This is a genomic window from Geodermatophilus pulveris (genome assembly GCF_900188375.1).
Classification (GTDB): Bacteria; Actinomycetota; Actinomycetes; order Mycobacteriales; family Geodermatophilaceae; genus Geodermatophilus; species Geodermatophilus pulveris.
In genome coordinates, this window is sequence record NZ_FZOO01000001.1 from 655,654 (window position 1) to 672,753 (window position 17,100).

17 protein-coding genes are annotated in these 17,100 nt (G+C 76.3%); 14 read left to right on the forward strand and 3 right to left on the reverse strand.

What is annotated here, in order from left to right:
* Nucleotides 1–22 precede the first annotated feature (22 nt).
* Together CHB98_RS03200 and CHB98_RS03205 are read left to right on the forward strand one after the other, a co-directional pair.
* Complete coding sequence (locus CHB98_RS03200; RefSeq protein ID WP_089304116.1) at nucleotides 23–2,401, forward strand: [protein-PII] uridylyltransferase; 2,379 nt, start codon at nucleotides 23–25, stop codon at nucleotides 2,399–2,401.
* Nucleotides 2,402–2,489: 88 nt separating this feature from the next.
* Nucleotides 2,490–2,711, forward strand: coding sequence for a hypothetical protein (locus tag CHB98_RS03205; RefSeq protein WP_089304117.1), 222 nt, complete (start codon nucleotides 2,490–2,492; stop codon nucleotides 2,709–2,711).
* Between the two features lie 38 nt (nucleotides 2,712–2,749).
* Here the strand turns inward: CHB98_RS03205 and CHB98_RS03210 are convergent, their stop codons facing one another.
* Both CHB98_RS03210 and CHB98_RS03215 read right to left on the reverse strand, forming a co-directional pair.
* Nucleotides 2,750–3,796, reverse strand: coding sequence for a baeRF3 domain-containing protein (locus CHB98_RS03210; RefSeq protein WP_089304118.1), 1,047 nt, complete (start codon nucleotides 3,794–3,796; stop codon nucleotides 2,750–2,752).
* Complete coding sequence (locus CHB98_RS03215; protein ID WP_089304119.1) at nucleotides 3,793–4,242, reverse strand: hypothetical protein; 450 nt, start codon at nucleotides 4,240–4,242, stop codon at nucleotides 3,793–3,795. Before CHB98_RS03215 ends, CHB98_RS03210 begins: the two co-directional genes overlap by 4 nt.
* Nucleotides 4,243–4,444: 202 nt before the next feature.
* On the opposite strand from CHB98_RS03215, the gene CHB98_RS03220 reads away from it, so the two are divergent.
* The 4 genes from CHB98_RS03220 to CHB98_RS03235 all read left to right on the forward strand — a co-directional run bounded on the left by CHB98_RS03220 (nucleotide 4,445) and on the right by CHB98_RS03235 (nucleotide 9,461).
* Nucleotides 4,445–4,759 carry a helix-turn-helix transcriptional regulator gene (locus tag CHB98_RS03220; RefSeq protein ID WP_245820887.1) on the forward strand — a complete coding sequence of 105 codons (315 nt, stop codon included), beginning with the start codon at nucleotides 4,445–4,447 and terminating at the stop codon, nucleotides 4,757–4,759.
* A gap of 149 nt (nucleotides 4,760–4,908) precedes the next feature.
* Complete coding sequence (ffh, locus tag CHB98_RS03225; RefSeq protein ID WP_089304121.1) at nucleotides 4,909–6,498, forward strand: signal recognition particle protein; 1,590 nt, start codon at nucleotides 4,909–4,911, stop codon at nucleotides 6,496–6,498.
* Entirely contained in the window at nucleotides 6,495–7,574 is a 1,080-nt protein-coding gene (locus tag CHB98_RS03230; protein WP_089304122.1) for an amidohydrolase family protein, read from the forward strand. Before ffh ends, CHB98_RS03230 begins: the two co-directional genes overlap by 4 nt.
* Before the next feature lie 147 nt (nucleotides 7,575–7,721).
* Nucleotides 7,722–9,461, forward strand: coding sequence for a proline--tRNA ligase (locus tag CHB98_RS03235; protein ID WP_245820888.1), 1,740 nt, complete (start codon nucleotides 7,722–7,724; stop codon nucleotides 9,459–9,461).
* Between the two features lie 57 nt (nucleotides 9,462–9,518).
* Here CHB98_RS03235 and CHB98_RS03240 read toward each other — a convergent pair whose 3' ends face one another.
* Nucleotides 9,519–10,454, reverse strand: coding sequence for a helix-turn-helix domain-containing protein (locus tag CHB98_RS03240; RefSeq protein WP_143424917.1), 936 nt, complete (start codon nucleotides 10,452–10,454; stop codon nucleotides 9,519–9,521).
* Nucleotides 10,455–10,640: 186 nt separating this feature from the next.
* Between CHB98_RS03240 and CHB98_RS03245 the strand changes: the two genes are divergently transcribed.
* The 8 genes from CHB98_RS03245 (at nucleotide 10,641) to lepB (ending at nucleotide 17,001) form a co-directional block, all read left to right on the forward strand.
* Nucleotides 10,641–12,767, forward strand: coding sequence for a molybdopterin-containing oxidoreductase family protein (locus CHB98_RS03245; protein WP_245820889.1), 2,127 nt, complete (start codon nucleotides 10,641–10,643; stop codon nucleotides 12,765–12,767).
* Nucleotides 12,768–12,983: 216 nt separating this feature from the next.
* Entirely contained in the window at nucleotides 12,984–13,469 is a 486-nt protein-coding gene (gene rpsP, locus CHB98_RS03250) for a 30S ribosomal protein S16 (RefSeq protein WP_089304125.1), read from the forward strand.
* Nucleotides 13,470–13,472: 3 nt separating this feature from the next.
* Complete coding sequence (locus CHB98_RS03255; RefSeq protein WP_089304126.1) at nucleotides 13,473–13,709, forward strand: RNA-binding protein; 237 nt, start codon at nucleotides 13,473–13,475, stop codon at nucleotides 13,707–13,709.
* A gap of 37 nt (nucleotides 13,710–13,746) precedes the next feature.
* Complete coding sequence (gene rimM, locus CHB98_RS03260; RefSeq protein WP_089304236.1) at nucleotides 13,747–14,268, forward strand: ribosome maturation factor RimM; 522 nt, start codon at nucleotides 13,747–13,749, stop codon at nucleotides 14,266–14,268.
* Complete coding sequence (gene trmD / locus CHB98_RS03265; protein WP_089304127.1) at nucleotides 14,265–15,005, forward strand: tRNA (guanosine(37)-N1)-methyltransferase TrmD; 741 nt, start codon at nucleotides 14,265–14,267, stop codon at nucleotides 15,003–15,005. The genes rimM and trmD overlap by 4 nt, the downstream gene beginning before the upstream one ends.
* The gene (locus tag CHB98_RS03270; protein WP_089304128.1) at nucleotides 14,998–15,498 is read left to right on the forward strand and encodes an NUDIX domain-containing protein; all 501 of its coding nucleotides are present in this window, start codon (nucleotides 14,998–15,000) and stop codon (nucleotides 15,496–15,498) included. The genes trmD and CHB98_RS03270 overlap by 8 nt, the downstream gene beginning before the upstream one ends.
* Nucleotides 15,499–15,643: 145 nt before the next feature.
* Nucleotides 15,644–16,000, forward strand: a complete 357-nt coding sequence (rplS, locus tag CHB98_RS03275; protein WP_089304129.1) for a 50S ribosomal protein L19 — start codon at nucleotides 15,644–15,646, stop codon at nucleotides 15,998–16,000.
* Nucleotides 16,001–16,068: 68 nt separating this feature from the next.
* Nucleotides 16,069–17,001, forward strand: coding sequence for a signal peptidase I (gene lepB / locus CHB98_RS03280; protein ID WP_089304130.1), 933 nt, complete (start codon nucleotides 16,069–16,071; stop codon nucleotides 16,999–17,001).
* The last annotated feature ends 99 nt before the right edge of the window (nucleotides 17,002–17,100 follow it).

Sequence of the window (17,100 nt, forward strand, 5' to 3'; positions counted from 1 at the left end):
TCCCCGACACCGAGGGGGAGACGTGCTGGACACCGGGTCGCTGCCCGCACTGCCGCGGGCGCGACGCACCGAGGTGCTCGACGGCTGGCTCGCCGGGCTGCTCGACGCGGCCGTCGCCGGCACGCCGCCGGCCCGCTCGCGCCGCGGCGGCGGGCGGGACGCCGGGGCGCGCAGCGGCACCGAGGGGCTCGCGCTGGTCGCCGTGGGCAGCCTCGGCCGCCGGGAGCCCCCGCCGTTCGGGGACCTCGACCTCGTCCTGGTGCACGAGGGGCGCCCGGAGATCGCCGCCCTCGCCGACGCCGTCTGGTACCCGATCTGGGACGCCGGGCTGCGGCTGGACCACTCGGTGCGGACCGTCGCCGAGGCCGTCCGCGTCGCCTCGACCGACGTCAAGGCCGGGCTCGGGCTGCTCGACGTCCGCCTGGTGGCCGGGGACGCCGGCCTCGCCGCCGCGCTGCGCACCGCCACCCTGGGCAGCTGGCGGCAGTCGGCATCCCGGCTGCTGCCCCAGCTGCGCGACCTGCGCCGCGGCCGCGCCCGGCAGGTCGGCGAGCTGGCCTTCCTGCTGGAGCCCGACCTCAAGGAGGCCTACGGCGGGCTGCGGGAGGGTCAGGTGATGCGGGCGGCGGCCGCGGCCCAGCTGACCGACGAGCCGGCCGCCGAGGTCGGGGAGGCCTACGCCTTCCTGCTCGACGTGCGCGACGAGCTGCGCCGGCGCTCCGGCCGGCCGACCGACGTGCTGGTCCGCCAGGAGCAGCGGCCGGTCGCGGTCGCGCTCGGCCTGCCCGACGAGGACGCGCTGCTGCGCGAGGTGAGCCTGGCCGGGCGCCGGCTGGCCTTCGTCGCGGACGAGACCTGGCGGCGGGTGGAGGACGCGCTGGTGCGCCGTCCCCGCGGCCGCTACCGCCGGGTCCGCCGCGAGCCGCTGGCCGAGGGCGTGGTGCGCCAGGGCGACGAGGTGGTGCTGGCCCGCGACGCCCGCCCGGCCGCCGACCCCGGCCTGGTGCTGCGCGGCGCGGCCGCCGCGGCCCGGGCGGACCTGCTGCTGAGCCCGTACACCCTCAAGGTGCTCGCCGTGCACTCCCCGCCGGTGCCCGAGCCCTGGCCGGCCGAGGTGCGCTGGTCGTTCCTGCGGCTGCTGGCCAGCGGGCGCTCGGCAGTGCCGGTGCTCGAGCAGCTGGACCAGGAGGGCCTGCTGTCCCGGCTGCTGCCGGAGTGGGACCGCGTGCGGTCGCTGCCGCAGCGCCACCCGTGGCACCGGTTCACCGTCGACCGCCACCTGGCGGAGGCCGCCGCGGCCGCCGCGGAGCTGACCCGCGACGTCGACCGCCCCGACCTGCTGCTGGTCGGGGCGCTGCTGCACGACGTCGGCAAGGGCTGGCCCGGGGACCACAGCGTCGTCGGCGAGCCGATCGCGGCGCAGGTCGCCACCCGGATGGGCTTCGGCGCCGCCGACGTCGCCACGCTGGCCGCGATGGTGCGCCACCACCTGCTGCTCCCCGACACCGCTACCCGCCGGGACATCGACGACCCGGCCACCGTGGACCGGGTCGCCGCCACCATCGGGCACGACCCGGCGCTGCTGCACCTGCTGCACGCCCTGGCCCAGGCCGACGGGGCGGCGACCAGCTCCTCGGCGTGGTCGCCGTGGAAGGCGCACCTGGTCGCCGCGCTGGTGGCCCGCGTGCAGGCGCGGCTGGGCGGCGCCCCGGTGCCCGAGCCCGAGCCGGTGCTGCACCCCGGGGAGCCGCAGGTCCGCACCGACGACCCCGCCGACGCCGGCGTGGCGGTGGGCGTGGCGGACGTGGCCGACGGCCAGCGGGTGACCATCGTCGCCCCCGACCGGCACGGCCTGTTCAGCCGGCTGGCGGGGGTGCTGGCGCTCAACCAGCTCGACGTGCGCGCCGCGAAGGTCGACGTCGTCGGCGACCGGGCCACCGCGGTGTTCGCCGTCCGGCCGCGCTTCGGGCGGCCGCCGGTCGCCGCCATCCTGGCCGACGCGGTCCGCGCCGCGCTGGAGGGCACGCTGCCGCTCGCCGAGCGGCTCCGGCAGCGGGAGGCCGACTACCGGCAGGACGCCGCCCGGGCGGCGCCCCCGCGGGTCTCCTGGCACAACGGCGAGGTGACCGGCGACGCCACCGGCATCGTCGAGGTCCGGGCGGGGGACCGCGCCGGGCTGCTGTACCGGCTGACCGCGGCGCTGGTGGCCGAGGGGCTGGACGTCACGTCGGCGCGGATCGAGACCCTCGGTGCCGACGCCGCCGACCACTTCTACGTGCACAACCCCTCGGGGGAGCCGATCGGCGCCGAGCAGCGGGGGCGGGTGGAGGCCGCGCTGGCCGCCGCCGTCCGCGGCGCCGTGCCCGACGCGGTGGCCGACCGGACGGACACGCCGGCCTGAGCTCCGCGGTCCTGTCACACCCCCGTGTGACGCTCCCGGGCGAGCGGGACGGACCGGTCCCGACACCGACCGCAGGGAGACGATCGCCATGCCCGGCCAGTCCGCCGCCGTCGCCGCAGCCGAGGGCCGGGTGTGGCCCTGCCCGTCCTGCGACGCCGACCGGGAGTTCGTCCAGCCGCCGTGCGGGGACGGGCACACCGAGGACGGCGGCGAGTGCCCCGAGTGGGCGTGCGCCGACTGCGGCACGGCCCTGGTCTCCGGCAGCCCGGCCGGGGTGGCCGCCGGGCCCACCCGCCGCGCCGCCGCCTGAGCGAGGACGGACGGGGACGACACCGCGGGGGCCGGCGGTCAGCGGACCGTGAGCGCCACCCGCCCCCGGCCGGCCAGGGCGCCGTCGGTGACCAGCGCCACCCAGCCACCGCGCAGCAGCACCGTCTCGATGACCTCGTCGACGAGGTCGTCCACCACGTCAGGGTGGTCGACGTCGGCCGCCGGGGTCAGGAAGTCGCCGTCCGCGCTCAGCCGGGCCGGGTAGGTGAAGCCCTCCTCGACCGCCAGCATCTCCGGCCGCTCGCACCGCGCCGCCAGCCACACCGCGTCGATGCCCTCGACCACCGCCGCCCGCGAGCGCCGCCGGTCGAGCAGCGCGAGCGCCTCGTCCTGCCGGCTCAGCAGGTAGGCGTCCAGGACCTCCCGTTCCCGCGGCACCAGGTCCGGCAGCGGCGCGCGCAGCAGGCTCCCGGTCACCGTCCCGGCGAGCCGGTCGAGGTCCCGGGACAGCCGGCGGAAGCGGGTGACCGTGCGCTCCGCGCCGACCAGGACCAGCGGGGCCGGGTGCAGCCGCCGGTGGGTGGCCAGCGCCTGGTCCACCCGGCGCAGGAAGGCGTCCCGGGACACGCCGTCGGCGACCAGCGGGAACGGCGAGCGGGGTGGGGGCCGCAGGTCCTCGGCCACGCCCTCCAGCAGCCGCGCCTCCCGGTCCGACAGCAGCAGCACGAGGTGCCGCGGCGTGCGGTGCAGGGTGCGGACCAGGTCCCGGGTGGCGAAGGTCGGGTCGACGACGACCCGGTCGGTCACGGGCACCGGGAGCCGCACCACCTCGCGGACGACCGGGTTGACGAACACCGCGATGCCCCGGCCGGTCGGACCGGACCGGGCGCGGGCGACCGTCTCGGCCAGCGCGCCGGCCAGGTCGGACCCGACCCGCCCGTCGCCCGCGAGCCGCACGGTGGCGTCGGCGGCCAGCCGCTCCAGCGTCGCCGCGTCCGCCTCGGTCATCCGCGGGGCGGGCCGGGTGGAGGCCAGCAGGGAGACACAGGGGTCGGCCCGGACCGACTGGAGCAGCAGCACCTGCTCCGGCGTCGGCCAGTCGGCCCGCGGCGGGGCGCCGGTCATGCCCCGTCCCCGCGCAGCGGCACCGCGTCCAGGCGCCGGGCCAGCCGGCTGACCGCGCGGTCGAGGACGCGCTCGCGACGCCGGCCGCGCAGACCGGCCAGGCGGTGCAGGCTGATCCGCGCCGGGACGCCGGCCGCGGCCGCGCGGGAGCGGGCCAGCGCGAGGAGGTCGGCGGCCTCGCGGTCGGCCTCCTCCGCCAGGCCGGCCAGCAGCCGGGCGTCCAGGGTGAGCGGCACGCGGGGGAGGAGCACGGCGGTGTGCACCTCCTGCCCGGTCTCCCCGGCCCGGCCGTAGGCCGCGTCGAGGACGTCCACCGCGCCGTCCCGGCCCAGCACGACGGCCAGGAGGCGGGGCGCGTTCCCCCGGGGCGTCCCGGCGGGGGACCCCGCCGGCGCGGTGGGCGCGGGTGGGGCGGTGCGCCCGGGTGGGGCGAGGGGCAGGGTCACGGGGGCCTCCCGGGTGTGGCGAGGTCTCCCCCGGTCCCGGAGGACCGGCGCCACCCGGGCCGGAGCCGGGACTGACGGGTGACGGCTGTCGCTGGCGCGGTCGGGTACTCCCCTCGCTGGAAGCACGATACAGGAAGACGTCATCAGGTGACAGGGGGCCGGGGGACTCCGTCGGCGCGGCTCCTCCCGTACGGTCCTGCCCGTGATCGCGCCCTCCGGGTGGACCTTCCTCTCCAACCACGGCCACGTGCTGGTCAGCCTGGCCGCCGACCCGGACGCCCGGATCCGCGACGTCGCCGACCGGGTGGGCATCACCGAGCGCGCGGTGCAGACGATCGTCGGAGACCTCGAGGCCGCCGGCTACGTCGTCCGGGAGCGGGTCGGCCGGCGCAACCGCTACACCGTGGTGCCGCGGGGCCGGTTCCGGCACCCCCTCGAGCAGCACGTGCGGGTCGGTGACTTCCTGGCGCTGGTGCTCGGCGCCGGTGACCCCCCGCCGCCGCCGGGACCCGCCTGACGGCTCCGCGCACCGGCCCGGCGGCGGGCCGCGCTGGTTAGGCTGGCCCCAGGTGGCGCGACGGCTCCGGGGCTCCCGGGCGCCCGAGGCCGAGCAGCCGGTCGCAGCGACCGGCCGGCCGCGCCCGCGAGTTCTGACGAGGACGTGCTGTGTTCGAGACCCTCTCCGACCGCCTGGACAAGGTCTTCAGCGGCCTGCGCGGCAAGGGCCGGCTCACCGAGACCGACATCGACGCGACCGCGCGGGAGATCCGCATCGCGCTGCTGGAGGCCGACGTCGCCCTGCCGGTGGTGCGGGCCTTCATCGCCGCCGTCAAGGAGCGGGCACGCGGCGCGGAGGTCTCCTCGGCGCTGAACCCGGCGCAGCAGGTCATCAAGATCGTCAACGAGGAGCTCGTCCAGATCCTCGGCGGCGAGACCCGGCGGCTGCGCTTCGCCAAGCAGTCGCCGACCGTGGTCATGCTCGCCGGCCTGCAGGGCTCGGGCAAGACCACGCTGGCCGGCAAGCTCGGCCGCTGGCTCAAGGCCCAGGGCCACGCCCCGCTGCTGGTGGCGTGCGACCTGCAGCGGCCCAACGCGGTCAACCAGCTGTCCATCGTGGCCGGCCAGGCCGGCGTCGACGTCTACGCCCCCGAGCCGGGCAACGGCGTCGGCGACCCCGTCCGCGTCGCGGCCGACTCCATCGAGCACGCCCGGCGCACCCTGCACGACGTCGTCGTCGTCGACACCGCCGGCCGGCTGGGCATCGACGCGGAGCTGATGGCGCAGGCCGCCGGCATCCGCGACGCCGTGCGGCCCGACGAGACGCTGTTCGTCGTCGACGCGATGATCGGTCAGGACGCCGTCACCACCGCCGAGGCCTTCCGCGACGGCGTGGGCTTCACCGGCGTCGTCCTCACCAAGCTCGACGGCGACGCCCGCGGCGGCGCCGCGCTGTCGGTGCGCTACGTGACCGGCCAGCCGATCATGTTCGCCTCCACCGGCGAGAAGCTGACCGACTTCGACGTCTTCCACCCCGAGCGGATGGCCTCGCGCATCCTCGGCATGGGCGACGTGCTCACCCTCATCGAGCAGGCCGAGCAGGCCTTCGACGCCGACCAGGCCGAGAAGATGGCCGGCAAGCTGGCCAGCCGCGAGGGCTTCACCCTCGAGGACTTCCTCGAGCAGATGATGGCCATCCGCAAGATGGGGCCGATCGCCAACCTGCTCGGCATGCTGCCCGGCGCCGGGCAGATGAAGGAGCAGCTCAAGCAGGTCGACGACCGCGACCTGGACCGCACCGCGGCGATCATCCGCTCGATGACGCCGGAGGAGCGGGTCAACTCGAAGATCATCAACGCCTCGCGGCGGGTGCGCATCGCCAACGGCTCGGGGGTCACCGTCACCCAGGTCAACCAGCTGCTGGAGCGCTTCGCGCAGGCCCAGAAGATGATGGGCCAGATGGCCGGCAGCATGGGCCTGCCCGGGATGGGCCCCATGTCGAAGAAGGCCCGCGGGCGGCAGATGCAGGCCCAGCCGAAGAAGGGCAAGAAGGGCAGGGGCGGGAAGGCGCGGGGCGGGCCCGCCCGCCGGCCGGCGGGCGGGCCGGCGCTCCCGCCGGGTGCGGGCAACCCGTTCGGTGGCGGCGACCCCTTCGGCGGACTGCCGGGCGGGATGCCCGGCCTGCCGCCGGGCCAGGGCCTGCCCGACCTCACCAAGCTGCGCTTCGACCAGCCCGGGGACGAGCGGCCCTCCCGGTGAGCGCGCTGCACCTCTCCGGCGTCGTGCTGCCCGCGGGGGAGCACCGGGACGTGTGGGTGCGCGACGGGCGGTTCACCTCCGAGCCGGTGCCCGGCGCGGAGACGGTGGGCCGCGGCGGCTGGCTGGTGCCGGGCCTGGTCGACGCGCACTGCCACGTCGGCATCGCCCGCGGCGGGGGGCACGTCGCCGACCTCGCCGCCGCCCGGGAGCAGGCGCTGGCCGAGCGCGCCGCCGGGGTGCTGGCGCTGCGCGACTGCGGCTCCCCGGTCGACACCCGGGACCTGGACGGCGACCCGGAGCTCCCGACGATCGTCCGCGCCGGGCGGCACATCGCCCGCACCCGCCGTTACATCCCCGGGCTGGCCGTGGAGATCGAGCCCGACGCGCTGGTCGAGGAGGTGCGGGTGCAGGCCCGCCGCGGCGACGGCTGGGTGAAGCTGGTGGGGGACTGGATCGACCGCGGCGTCGGCGACCTCGCCCCGGAGTGGCCGGCCGACGCCCTCGCCGCGGCGATCGCCGCCGCGCACGCCGAGGGTGCCCGGGTCACCGCGCACACCTTCGGCACCGACGCGCTGCCCGACCTCGTCCGCGCCGGCATCGACTGCATCGAGCACGGCACCGGCCTGACCGAGGAGCTCGTCGGGGAGATGGCCGCCCGCGGCACCGCCGTCGTCCCGACGCTGGTCAACGTGGCGAACTTCCCCGGCTTCGCGGCGGCGGGGGAGAAGCGGTTCCCCGCCTACGCCAGCACGATCCGCCGGCTGCACGCCTCCTCGGGCGCCGTCGTCCGCGCCGCCTTCGACGCCGGCGTGCCGGTGTTCGCCGGCACCGACGCCGGCGGCGGCATCGACCACGGCCGGATCGCCGACGAGGTGCGCGCCCTGCACGCGGCCGGGATCCCCGCCGAGGCGGCGCTGGCCGCGGCCTCCTGGTCGGCGCGCTCGTGGCTGGGGCTGCCCGGCATCGAGGACGGCGCCCCGGCCGACGTGGTCGTCTACGACGCCGACCCGCGTGCCGACCTCGACACCCTCGCCCGCCCGCAGCGCATCGTCCTGCGCGGCCGCGTCGTCGCCTGAGGGCCCCCGATGATCAGCTGAGCTGATCGTCGCGGGTCCTGGCTCACTGCCGGTCGTGAGCCCGGACCCGCGGAGGTGAGCCCGGACGCCGGAAGTCGCGCGCGGCCGCCGCCGGGCGCCTGGGAGACTCCCCGGGTGCTCCTTCGCATGTCGACCCTCTTCCTGCGCACCCTGCGCGACGACCCGGCCGACGCCGAGGTCCCCAGCCACCGCCTGCTGGTGCGGGCCGGCTACATCCGGCGGGCCGCGCCCGGCGGGTTCACCTGGCTGCCGCTGGGCTACCGCGTCTTCCGCAACGTCGAGCGGGTGGTCCGCGAGGAGATGGACGCGATGGGCGCCCAGGAGGTGCACTTCCCGGCGCTGCTGCCGCGCGAGCCCTACGAGGCCACCGGCCGGTGGACCGAGTACGGCCCCAACCTGTTCCGGCTGCAGGACCGCCGCGGTGTGGACCACCTGCTCGGCCCCACCCACGAGGAGATGTTCACGCTCCTGGTGAAGGACCTGTACTCCTCCTACAAGGACCTGCCGCTGTCGCTGTACCAGATCCAGACCAAGTACCGCGACGAGGCGCGGCCCCGGGCCGGGCTGTTCCGCGGCCGCGAGTTCACCATGAAGGACAGCTACTCCTTCGACGTCGACGACGCCGGGCTGGACCGCAGCTACGCCGCCCACCGCGACGCCTACATCCGCGTCTTCGACCGCCTGGGCCTGGACTACGTGGTCGTCTCGGCGATGTCGGGCGCCATGGGCGGGTCCCGCAGCGAGGAGTTCCTGCACCCGACCGCCATCGGCGAGGACACCTTCGTACGCTCCGCGGGCGGCTACGCGGCCAACGTCGAGGCGGTGACCACCGTCGTCCCGGACGAGGTGCCGATCGACGGCCTGCCGGCCGCGCACGTCGAGGACACCCCCGACACCCCGACCATCGAGACCCTGGTCGCGGTCGCCCGCCAGCTGTTCCCGGACGCCGGGTACACGGCGGCGGACACGCTGAAGAACGTCGTCGTCACCCTCGTGCACCCCGACGGCACCCGCGAGCCGCTGGTCGTCGGCCTGCCCGGCGACCGGGAGGTGGACGCCAAGCGGCTGGAGGCGCAGGTCGCGCCGGCCGAGGTCGAGCCGTTCACCGACTTCGCCGCGCACCCGGAGCTGGTCAAGGGCTACATCGGCCCGCAGGTGCTCGGCAGCGGGGGCAAGGCCGCCATCCGCTACCTCGTCGACCCGCGGGTGGTGCCCGGCACCCGGTGGATCACCGGGGCCAACGAGCCGGGCAGGCACGTGTTCGACCTCGTCGCCGGCCGGGACTTCGCCTGGGACGGCGTCATCGAGGCCGCCGAGGTGCTGCCCGGCGACCCCGCGCCCGACGGCTCCGGCCCGCTGGAGCTGGCCCGCGGCGTGGAGCTGGGCCACATCTTCGCCCTCGGCCGCAAGTACGCCGAGGCCCTGGGCCTGCAGGTGCTCGACGAGAACGGGAAGCTCGTCACGGTCACCATGGGCTCCTACGGCATCGGCGTCTCCCGCGCCGTGGCCGCCATCGCCGAGTCCACCCACGACGAGCTGGGCCTGGTGTGGCCGCGGGAGGTCGCGCCGGCCGACGTGCACGTGGTGGCCACCGGCAAGGACGCGGCGGTGTTCGAGGCCGCCGGGGCGCTGTCCGGCGAGCTGGTCGCCGCCGGGCTCACCGTGCTCTACGACGACCGGCCGAGGGTCTCGCCCGGGGTCAAGTTCAAGGACGCCGAGCTGCTGGGGATGCCGACGATCGTCACCGTCGGCCGCGGGCTGGCGCAGGGCGTCGTCGAGCTGCGCGACCGGGCCACCGGGGAGCGGTCGGAGGTGCCGGTGGCCGAGGCCGCCGCCGCGGTGCTGGCCGCCGTCCGAGGCTGGTGAAGGACCCCGTCCTCCTCACGCCTCGCACGCTCGGCGCGAGCCTCTGGACCGGGCCGCTCACCGGCCCCCGGCGACCCGCGCCCGGTAGCGCGACGGCGTCGTGCCGTAGGCCGCGCGGAAGGCCCGGCCGAACACCGAGGGGTCGGTGAAGCCGCACCGGTGCGCCACCGCCGACAGCGGCACGTCCGGTGCGCGGGCGAGCTCGTCGCGGGCGCGCTCCAGCCGCCGGCGCCGCACGTAGCCCGCCACGGTGTCCTGGCGGCCGGCGAACAGCCGGTGCAGCTGCCGGACGGAGACGAAGTGGGCGGCCGCGATGTCGCGCGGGCCGAGCGCGGGGTCGCCCAGGTGCTCCTCCACGTGGGCCCGCACGGCGCGCAGCAGGGCGTCCTCGCCGCGCGGCGTCCCGGCCGGGGGAGGGGGCGCGGCCCCGGCGGCGGTGGTGACCAGCCCGAGCAGGTCACCGGCGAGCCGGTCGGCGGGCCCGGCGTCGACGACGTCGGGGCTGCCCACCAGGTCGGTGATCATCCGGCCCAGCACCCTGGTCAGGCCGGCCGAGCCGTCCAGCCGCCGCGCGGTCAGCCCGCCGGCGGAGGCCTCGGGCCGGCACCAGGTGAGCACGAGCAGCGACCAGGCCGGCGCGGTCCCGGCGGAGAGCTCCCAGGTGAACGGCCGGTCGGTCTCGTAGAGGGCGTAGTCCCCGGGCCGCAGCCAGCACTCCCGGCCGTCCTGCTGCACGCGGGCGGCGCCCCGCTCCAGCAGCCCGACCTGCACGTAGCGCCGCCCGTCGGCGCGGGCCAGGCCCGCCGTGCGCACCGCCCGCTGGTCCACCGACCCCACCCGGGACAGCTGCAGCGAGCCCACGGCCCGGCTGGTGACCTCGCCGGCGACCGGCCGGTCGCCGGCCGGGGTGACGTCGAGGCCGACGAAGTGCTCGCCCAGCAGGTCCCGCCACGGCCGGACGCCGGTGCACCGGGCACTCGTCGACGTCGGCATCGGGACCTCGCTCGGGTCGGCCGCGCGGGACCGGTCGGCGGGTCCCGGGCAGGACGCCGCCGAGCGTGCCACGGGGACACCGGCCCGGGGAAGGCGCGGGGAGTCGAGGACCGGGCACGCAGCGTCGACCGGCGACCCGGGTGTCCCGCCACGATCGCCGCAGCGCCGGACCCCCAGGAGGCGACCGTGTCCGTGACCGACCTGCCGATGCCCGGGACGACGACGGTGCACGGCGCCTGCCCGCTGGACTGCCCGGACACCTGCGCGATGGAGGTCACCGTCGAGGACGGCCGGGCCGTCCGCGTCCGCGGCGACCGCTCGCACCCGTACACCCGCGGCGTGCTCTGCGTGAAGATGAACGACTACGAGCGCACGGTCTACAGCCCCGACCGCGTGCTGTACCCGCTGCGGCGCACCGGGCCCAAGGGCAGCGGGCAGTTCGCGCGGATCTCCTGGGACGACGCGCTGGACGAGATCGCCGGGCGGTTCACCGAGATCGCCGCGACGTCCGGCCCCCAGGCGATCATGCCGGTCAGCTACCTGGGCACCCAGGGCATCCTCAACGGCCTCAACGTCGGGGACCCGTTCTTCAACCGGCTGGGCGCCACCATCAGCGAGCGCACCTACTGCGACTCCGGGTCGTGCACCGCCTACGCGATGACGGTCGGCGCGACCGCCGGCGTCGACCCGGAGTCCTTCGTGCACGCCCGGTACATCCTCATCTGGGCCAACAACATGCTCAGCACGAACCTGCACCTGTGGCCGTTCGTGGCCGAGGCGCAGCGGCGCGGCGCCAAGGTCGTCGTCATCGACCCCGTCCGGCACCGGACGGCGCAGCACGCCGACTGGTACATCCCGATCCGGCCGGGCACCGACGGCGCGCTGGCGCTGGCGATGATGCACGTGATCATCGGCGAGGGGCTGACCGACGACGACTACGTCGCCCGGTACACGGTCGGGTTCGACGAGCTCGCCGAGCGGGTGCGGCAGTACACCCCCGAGTGGGCCAGCGGGGAGACCGGCATCCCCGCCGAGGACATCAGGACGCTGGCCCGCGAGTACGCCGCGGCCGAGCCGTCGGTGATCCGGATCGGGGTCGCGATCGAGCGGCACGCCGGCGGCGGGCAGACGGTGCGCGCCATCTCCTGCCTGCCGGCGCTCACCGGGGCCTGGCGCCGGCCCGGCGGCGGGCTGCTGCAGCTGCCGCTGTGGGCGTTCCCGGTCAACTGGCCGGCCTTCCTCGGCGCGGAGTTCATCCGCCCGGGCACCCGCGTGGTCAACCAGTTCCTGCTCGGCCGGGCGCTGACCGGCGCGCTCGACCTGGACCCGCCCATCCGCGCGCTGATGGTCTACAACAGCAACCCGCTGGTGGTCTGCCCGGAGCAGGACACGCTGGTCGCCGGGCTGTCGCGGGAGGACCTGTTCACCGTCGTGAGCGAGCACTTCCTCACCGACACCGCCGACTACGCCGACATCGTGCTGCCGGCGACCACCCAGCTCGAGCAGCGGGACCTGATGTTCTCCTGGGGCCACCTCTACGTGACGAGCAACGAGCCGGCCGTCGCGCCGCTGGGGGAGGCGGTGCCCAACACCGAGCTCTTCCGCCGGCTGGCCGCGCGGATGGGCTTCACCGAGCCGGTCTTCACCCGCACCGACGAGCAGATGGTCGCCGAGGCGTTCGACTGGTCCTCGCCGGTGCTGGAGGGCATCACGCCGGAGACGCTGGCGCGGGACGGCTGGGCCCGGCTGCGGCTGCCCGGGCCGGACGAGTACGCCCCGCACGCGGAGGGCGGCTTCCCGACGCCGTCGGGCAGGGTGGAGTTCGTCTCCTCGGCCGCCGCCGGGGGCAACTTCGTCCTGCCGCTGTTCCGCCAGGGCTCCACCGAGCACCAGCCCGGCGACCCGGTGGACCCGCTGCCGCACTACGTCCCGCCGCGGGAGCGGCCGGACGGCCGGTACCCGCTGGCGCTGCTGTCGCCGAAGTCGCACGCCTACCTCAACTCCAGCTTCGCCGACCGGCCCGGTCAGCAGCGGGTGCAGGGCGAGCCCGCGCTGCACGTGCACCCGGAGGACGCCGCGGCCCGCGGGCTGGCCGACGGCGCGCAGGTGTCCGTCGTCAACGACCGGGGCCGCTTCACCGCGCGGCTGCACGTCACGACGGACGTCGCACCCGGCGTGGTCGTCTCGCCGATGGGCGCCTGGCGCAAGCACTCGCGCGGCGCGACGGTGAACGCGCTGAGCCCCTCGGTGTTCGCCGACCTGGGCAACGCGCCGACCTTCTCGGACAACCTCGTGCAGGTCGAGCCCGCCTGAGGGGGACCTCTGTTCCCGCCTCCCATCCGGGCCCGCCCCGAACCTGCGAGGGGTGGGGAGGCGGGGGGTCCTCCGTCTGGCATCATGGACCGTCGAACACGGCGGTGCGCGGCCCTCTCACCGCTGCCGGCCGTGTCCCTGGCTCCGCCCCGGCGTAACCCCACGCGTCCGTCCGGCGAGCACCGACAGACAGCGTTCGAGGAGAACCCACCCACCGTGGCCACCAAGATCAAGCTCATGCGTCTGGGCAAGATGCGTGCCCCGTACTACCGCATCGTCGTCGCCGACTCCCGCACCAAGCGCGAGGGCCGCGTCATCGAGACGATCGGCAAGTACCACCCCAAGGAGGAGCCCTCCTTCATCGAGGTCGACTCCGAGCGGGCGCAGTACTGGCTGGGTGTCGGCGCGCAGCCGACCGAGCCGGTCGCGGCCATCTTCCGGGTCACCGGCGACTGGCAGCGGTTCAAGGGCGAGGCCGCGCCGCCGCCCATGCGGGTCGCCGCCCCCAAGCCGGACAAGAAGGCCCTCTACGAGGAGGCCGTCCGCGCCTCCGGTGGCGAGGAGCCGGCCGCCGGCGCCACCACCCCGAAGAAGAAGGCCGCCCCCCGGACCGAGTCGCCCGCCGACACGGTGGCCGAGGCCGCCGGTGCCGGCGGCGAGGGCACGGCCTCCGGTGGTGCGCCCACGACGGCCGCCGAGTAGCCCGTGCTCGAAGAGGCGCTCGAGCACCTGGTCAAGGGCATCGTCGACCACCCGGAGGAGGTCACGGTCGACCTGCTGACCAACCGCCGCGGCAAGACCCTCGAGGTGCGGGTGCACCCCGACGACCTCGGCAAGGTCATCGGCCGCGGCGGGCGCACCGCTCGCGCCCTGCGCACCGTGATGACCGGGGTGGGCGGCCGCGGCCTGCGGGTCGACGTCGTCGACACCGACGGGCGCTGAGCGTCCGCCCGAGCACCCCGCCGTGGACCACCCCGCCGTGGACATAGCGCACGACGACACCGTGGTGGTCGGCCGGATCGGCCGGCCCCACGGTGTCCGCGGCGAGGTCACCGTGGAGGTCCGCACCGACGACCCGGCCCTCCGGTTCGCCCCCGGCAGCGTGCTGCGCACCGAGCCCGCCGGCCGTGGCCCGCTCACCGTCGCCGGGCACCGGTGGAACGGCCAGGTGCTGCTGCTGGCCCTCGACGGGGTGGACAGCCGCGAGGCCGCCGAGCAGCTGCGCGACACCGAGCTGCACGTGCCGGTGGCCGAGCTGCCGGCGCTGGAGGACGACGTCTTCTACGACCACCAGCTCGTCGGCCTGACCGCCCGGCTGCCCGACGGCGCGGAGCTGGGCACCGTCGCCGCGGTGCGCCACGAGGGTGCGGACCTGCTCGTCGTCCACCGGGTCGGCGGCGGGCAGCTGCTGGTGCCGTTCGTCACGGCGATCGTGCCCACCGTCGACCTCGCCGGCGGCTTTCTCGTCGTCGACCCGCCCGAGGGGCTGCTCGACCTGTGAGCCCGCCGTTCCGGATCGACGTCGTCACGATCTTCCCCCAGTACCTCGCCCCGCTGCGCCAGTCGCTGCTGGGCCGGGCCGCCGAGCGCGGCCTGGTCAGCGTGGGCGTCCACGACCTGCGGCAGTGGACCGACGACCTGCACCGCACCGTGGACGACGCCCCCTACGGCGGCGGCCCCGGCATGGTGATGAAGCCCGAGCCGTGGGCGCGCGCGCTGGAGGCCGTGCGCCCGCCGGGCACCCGGCTGGTCGTGCCCACCCCGGCCGGCCGGCCGTTCACCCAGGCCCTCGCCGCGCAGTGGGCGGCCGAGCCGGGCCTGGTCTTCGCCTGCGGGCGCTACGAGGGCATCGACCAGCGGGTCGCCGACTGGGCGGCGGGGGCCGGGCCGGTGTCGGAGGTCTCCATCGGGGACTACGTGCTGGCCGGCGGTGAGTCCGCGGTGCTCGTCATGGTGGAGGCGGTGACCCGCCTGCTGCCCGGCGTCGTGGGCAACCGGGAGTCCGTCGAGTACGACTCGCACGCCGACGGGCTGCTGGAGGGTCCGGCCTACACCCGGCCGGCGTCCTGGCGCGGCCACGACGTCCCCCCGGTGCTGCTCTCCGGCGACCACGCCGCGATCGCCCGCTGGCGGCGCGCGGAGTCCCTGCGGCGGACGGCGGCCCGCCGGCCGGACCTGCTGGCGGCGCTGCGCGACGGCGCGCTGGGCGAGGCCGACCGCGCCGTCCTCGATGGCTGACCGCGCCTGGGTCCGGCCCACCGCGCGCGTCGTCGTCCTCGACCCCGGCGGGCGGGTGCTGCTGCTGGGCGCCCGGCTGACCGACCCGGCCGTCCCGCCCGGGGACGTGCTGTTCTGGTACACCCCCGGCGGTGGCGTGGAGCCGGGGGAGGGCGTCCGGGAGGCCGCCGCCCGGGAGCTGGCCGAGGAGATCGGGCTCGTCGCGGCGCCGGCGGACCTGGAGGGCCCGGTGTGGCTGCGGCGGCACGTCGGCCCCTTCGCGGGGGTCCTGGTCGACTCGCGGGAGACGTTCTTCGTGCTGCGCGACGTCGTGCACGAGGTGGACCCGAGCGGACGCACCGACCTGGAGCTCCTGGGCGCCGAGCCGCACCGGTGGTGGAGCGCGGCCGAGGTCGCCGGGAGCACCGAGGCGTTCGCCCCGGCCGGGCTGGCCGAGCTGCTCGCCGAGCTGGCCGCCGGACCCTGGACGGGGCCGCCGCGCTTCGTCGGCTGACTCTGTGGCACAGTAGAGAGCTGCTGCGGACGCACCGCTGCGTCGATGCCGGGCTCCCGTCGGAGTCCGGCTCCCCGGATCGGACAGCCGGAGCCGGCTGCCGTCCGCACTGCACCGACATGACCGTGAGGACAGGACTGCCGCGATGAACACCCTGGACGTACTCGACGCCGACTCCCTGCGCGACGACATCCCCGGGTTCCGCCCGGGGGACACGGTGAAGGTCCACGTGCGCGTCATCGAGGGCAACCGCTCCCGCATCCAGGTCTTCCAGGGCGTCGTCATCCGCCGGCAGGGCGGGGGCATCCGCGAGACCTTCACCGTCCGCAAGGTCAGCTTCGGCGTGGGCGTGGAGCGCACCTTCCCGGTGCACACCCCGGTCGTGGAGAAGATCGAGGTCGTCACGCGCGGTGACGTGCGCCGGGCCAAGCTGTACTACCTGCGCGAGCTGCGCGGCAAGGCCGCCAAGATCAAGCAGAAGCGCGAGACCGTCTCGCGCTGACGCGACGCGGGCCGGACGTCCGGTCCGCTCCGACCACGGCGGGTCCCCCGCGCCGTACGCTGGCCCCGATGAGCAGCGACCGGCCCGGGCGGCCCGCCGACGTCGTCCCGGAGGGGGAGGACCCCCGGCAGGCCGGTTCCGCCGCCGACACCGGACCCCTGCGGCCCTCCGGGCGCCGCGCGCGCCGCGGCGGCGGCGGCGGCAAGGAGGAGAAGGGCTCGCTGCTGCGCGAGCTGCCGGTGCTCCTGCTCACCGCCTTCGTGCTGGCGCTGGTGGTGAAGACCTTCCTCGTGCAGGCGTTCTTCATCCCGTCGGGCTCCATGGAGCAGACGCTGCACGGCTGCCCCGGCTGCACCGGCGACCGGGTGCTGGTCAACAAGGTGCCCTACTGGTTCGGCGAGCCCGAGCCCGGCGACATCGTCGTCTTCGAGGGGCCGGAGAGCTGGTCGCCGGAGGTGCAGGTCGCCGAGCCGGGCAACTGGGCCTCCAGCAGCCTGCTGTGGCTCGGTCGCGCGATCGGGGTGGCCCCGCCCAGCGAGGACGACTTCGTCAAGCGGGTCATCGCCACCGGCGGGCAGACCGTGCAGTGCTGCGACGCCGAGGGCCGGGTCACCGTGGACGGCGAGCCGCTCGAGGAGCCCTACGTCTACGAGAACACCCCGCTGGAGAGCCGGGCGTTCGGGCCGGTGACCGTCCCCGACGGCCGGCTGTGGGTCATGGGCGACCACCGCTCGGCCTCGGCGGACTCCAAGCACCACATCGGCGACGAGTGGTCGGGCACGGTCGCGGTGGACGACGTGGTGGGCAAGGCCGCGCTGATCGTCTGGCCGCTGGACCGGATCGGCACCCTGGCCGCACCCGACATCCAGGGCACCGAGGCCGCCGGGCGGCCCATGCCGGTCTCCGGTCCCGCCGCGGTCGCCGCGCCGTACGCGCTGGGCCTCGTGGGGGCCGTGCCGCTCACCGCCTGGCGACGACGGCGCCGCGCGCGTCCGCGCTGAGCGGCACCGCCCCGACCCGACCCGCACCCCCGACCCCGGGCGTGCGGGTCGGGTCGTCCCCGGGGTCGTACCGGAATGGCATCGCCATGTCGACACGAA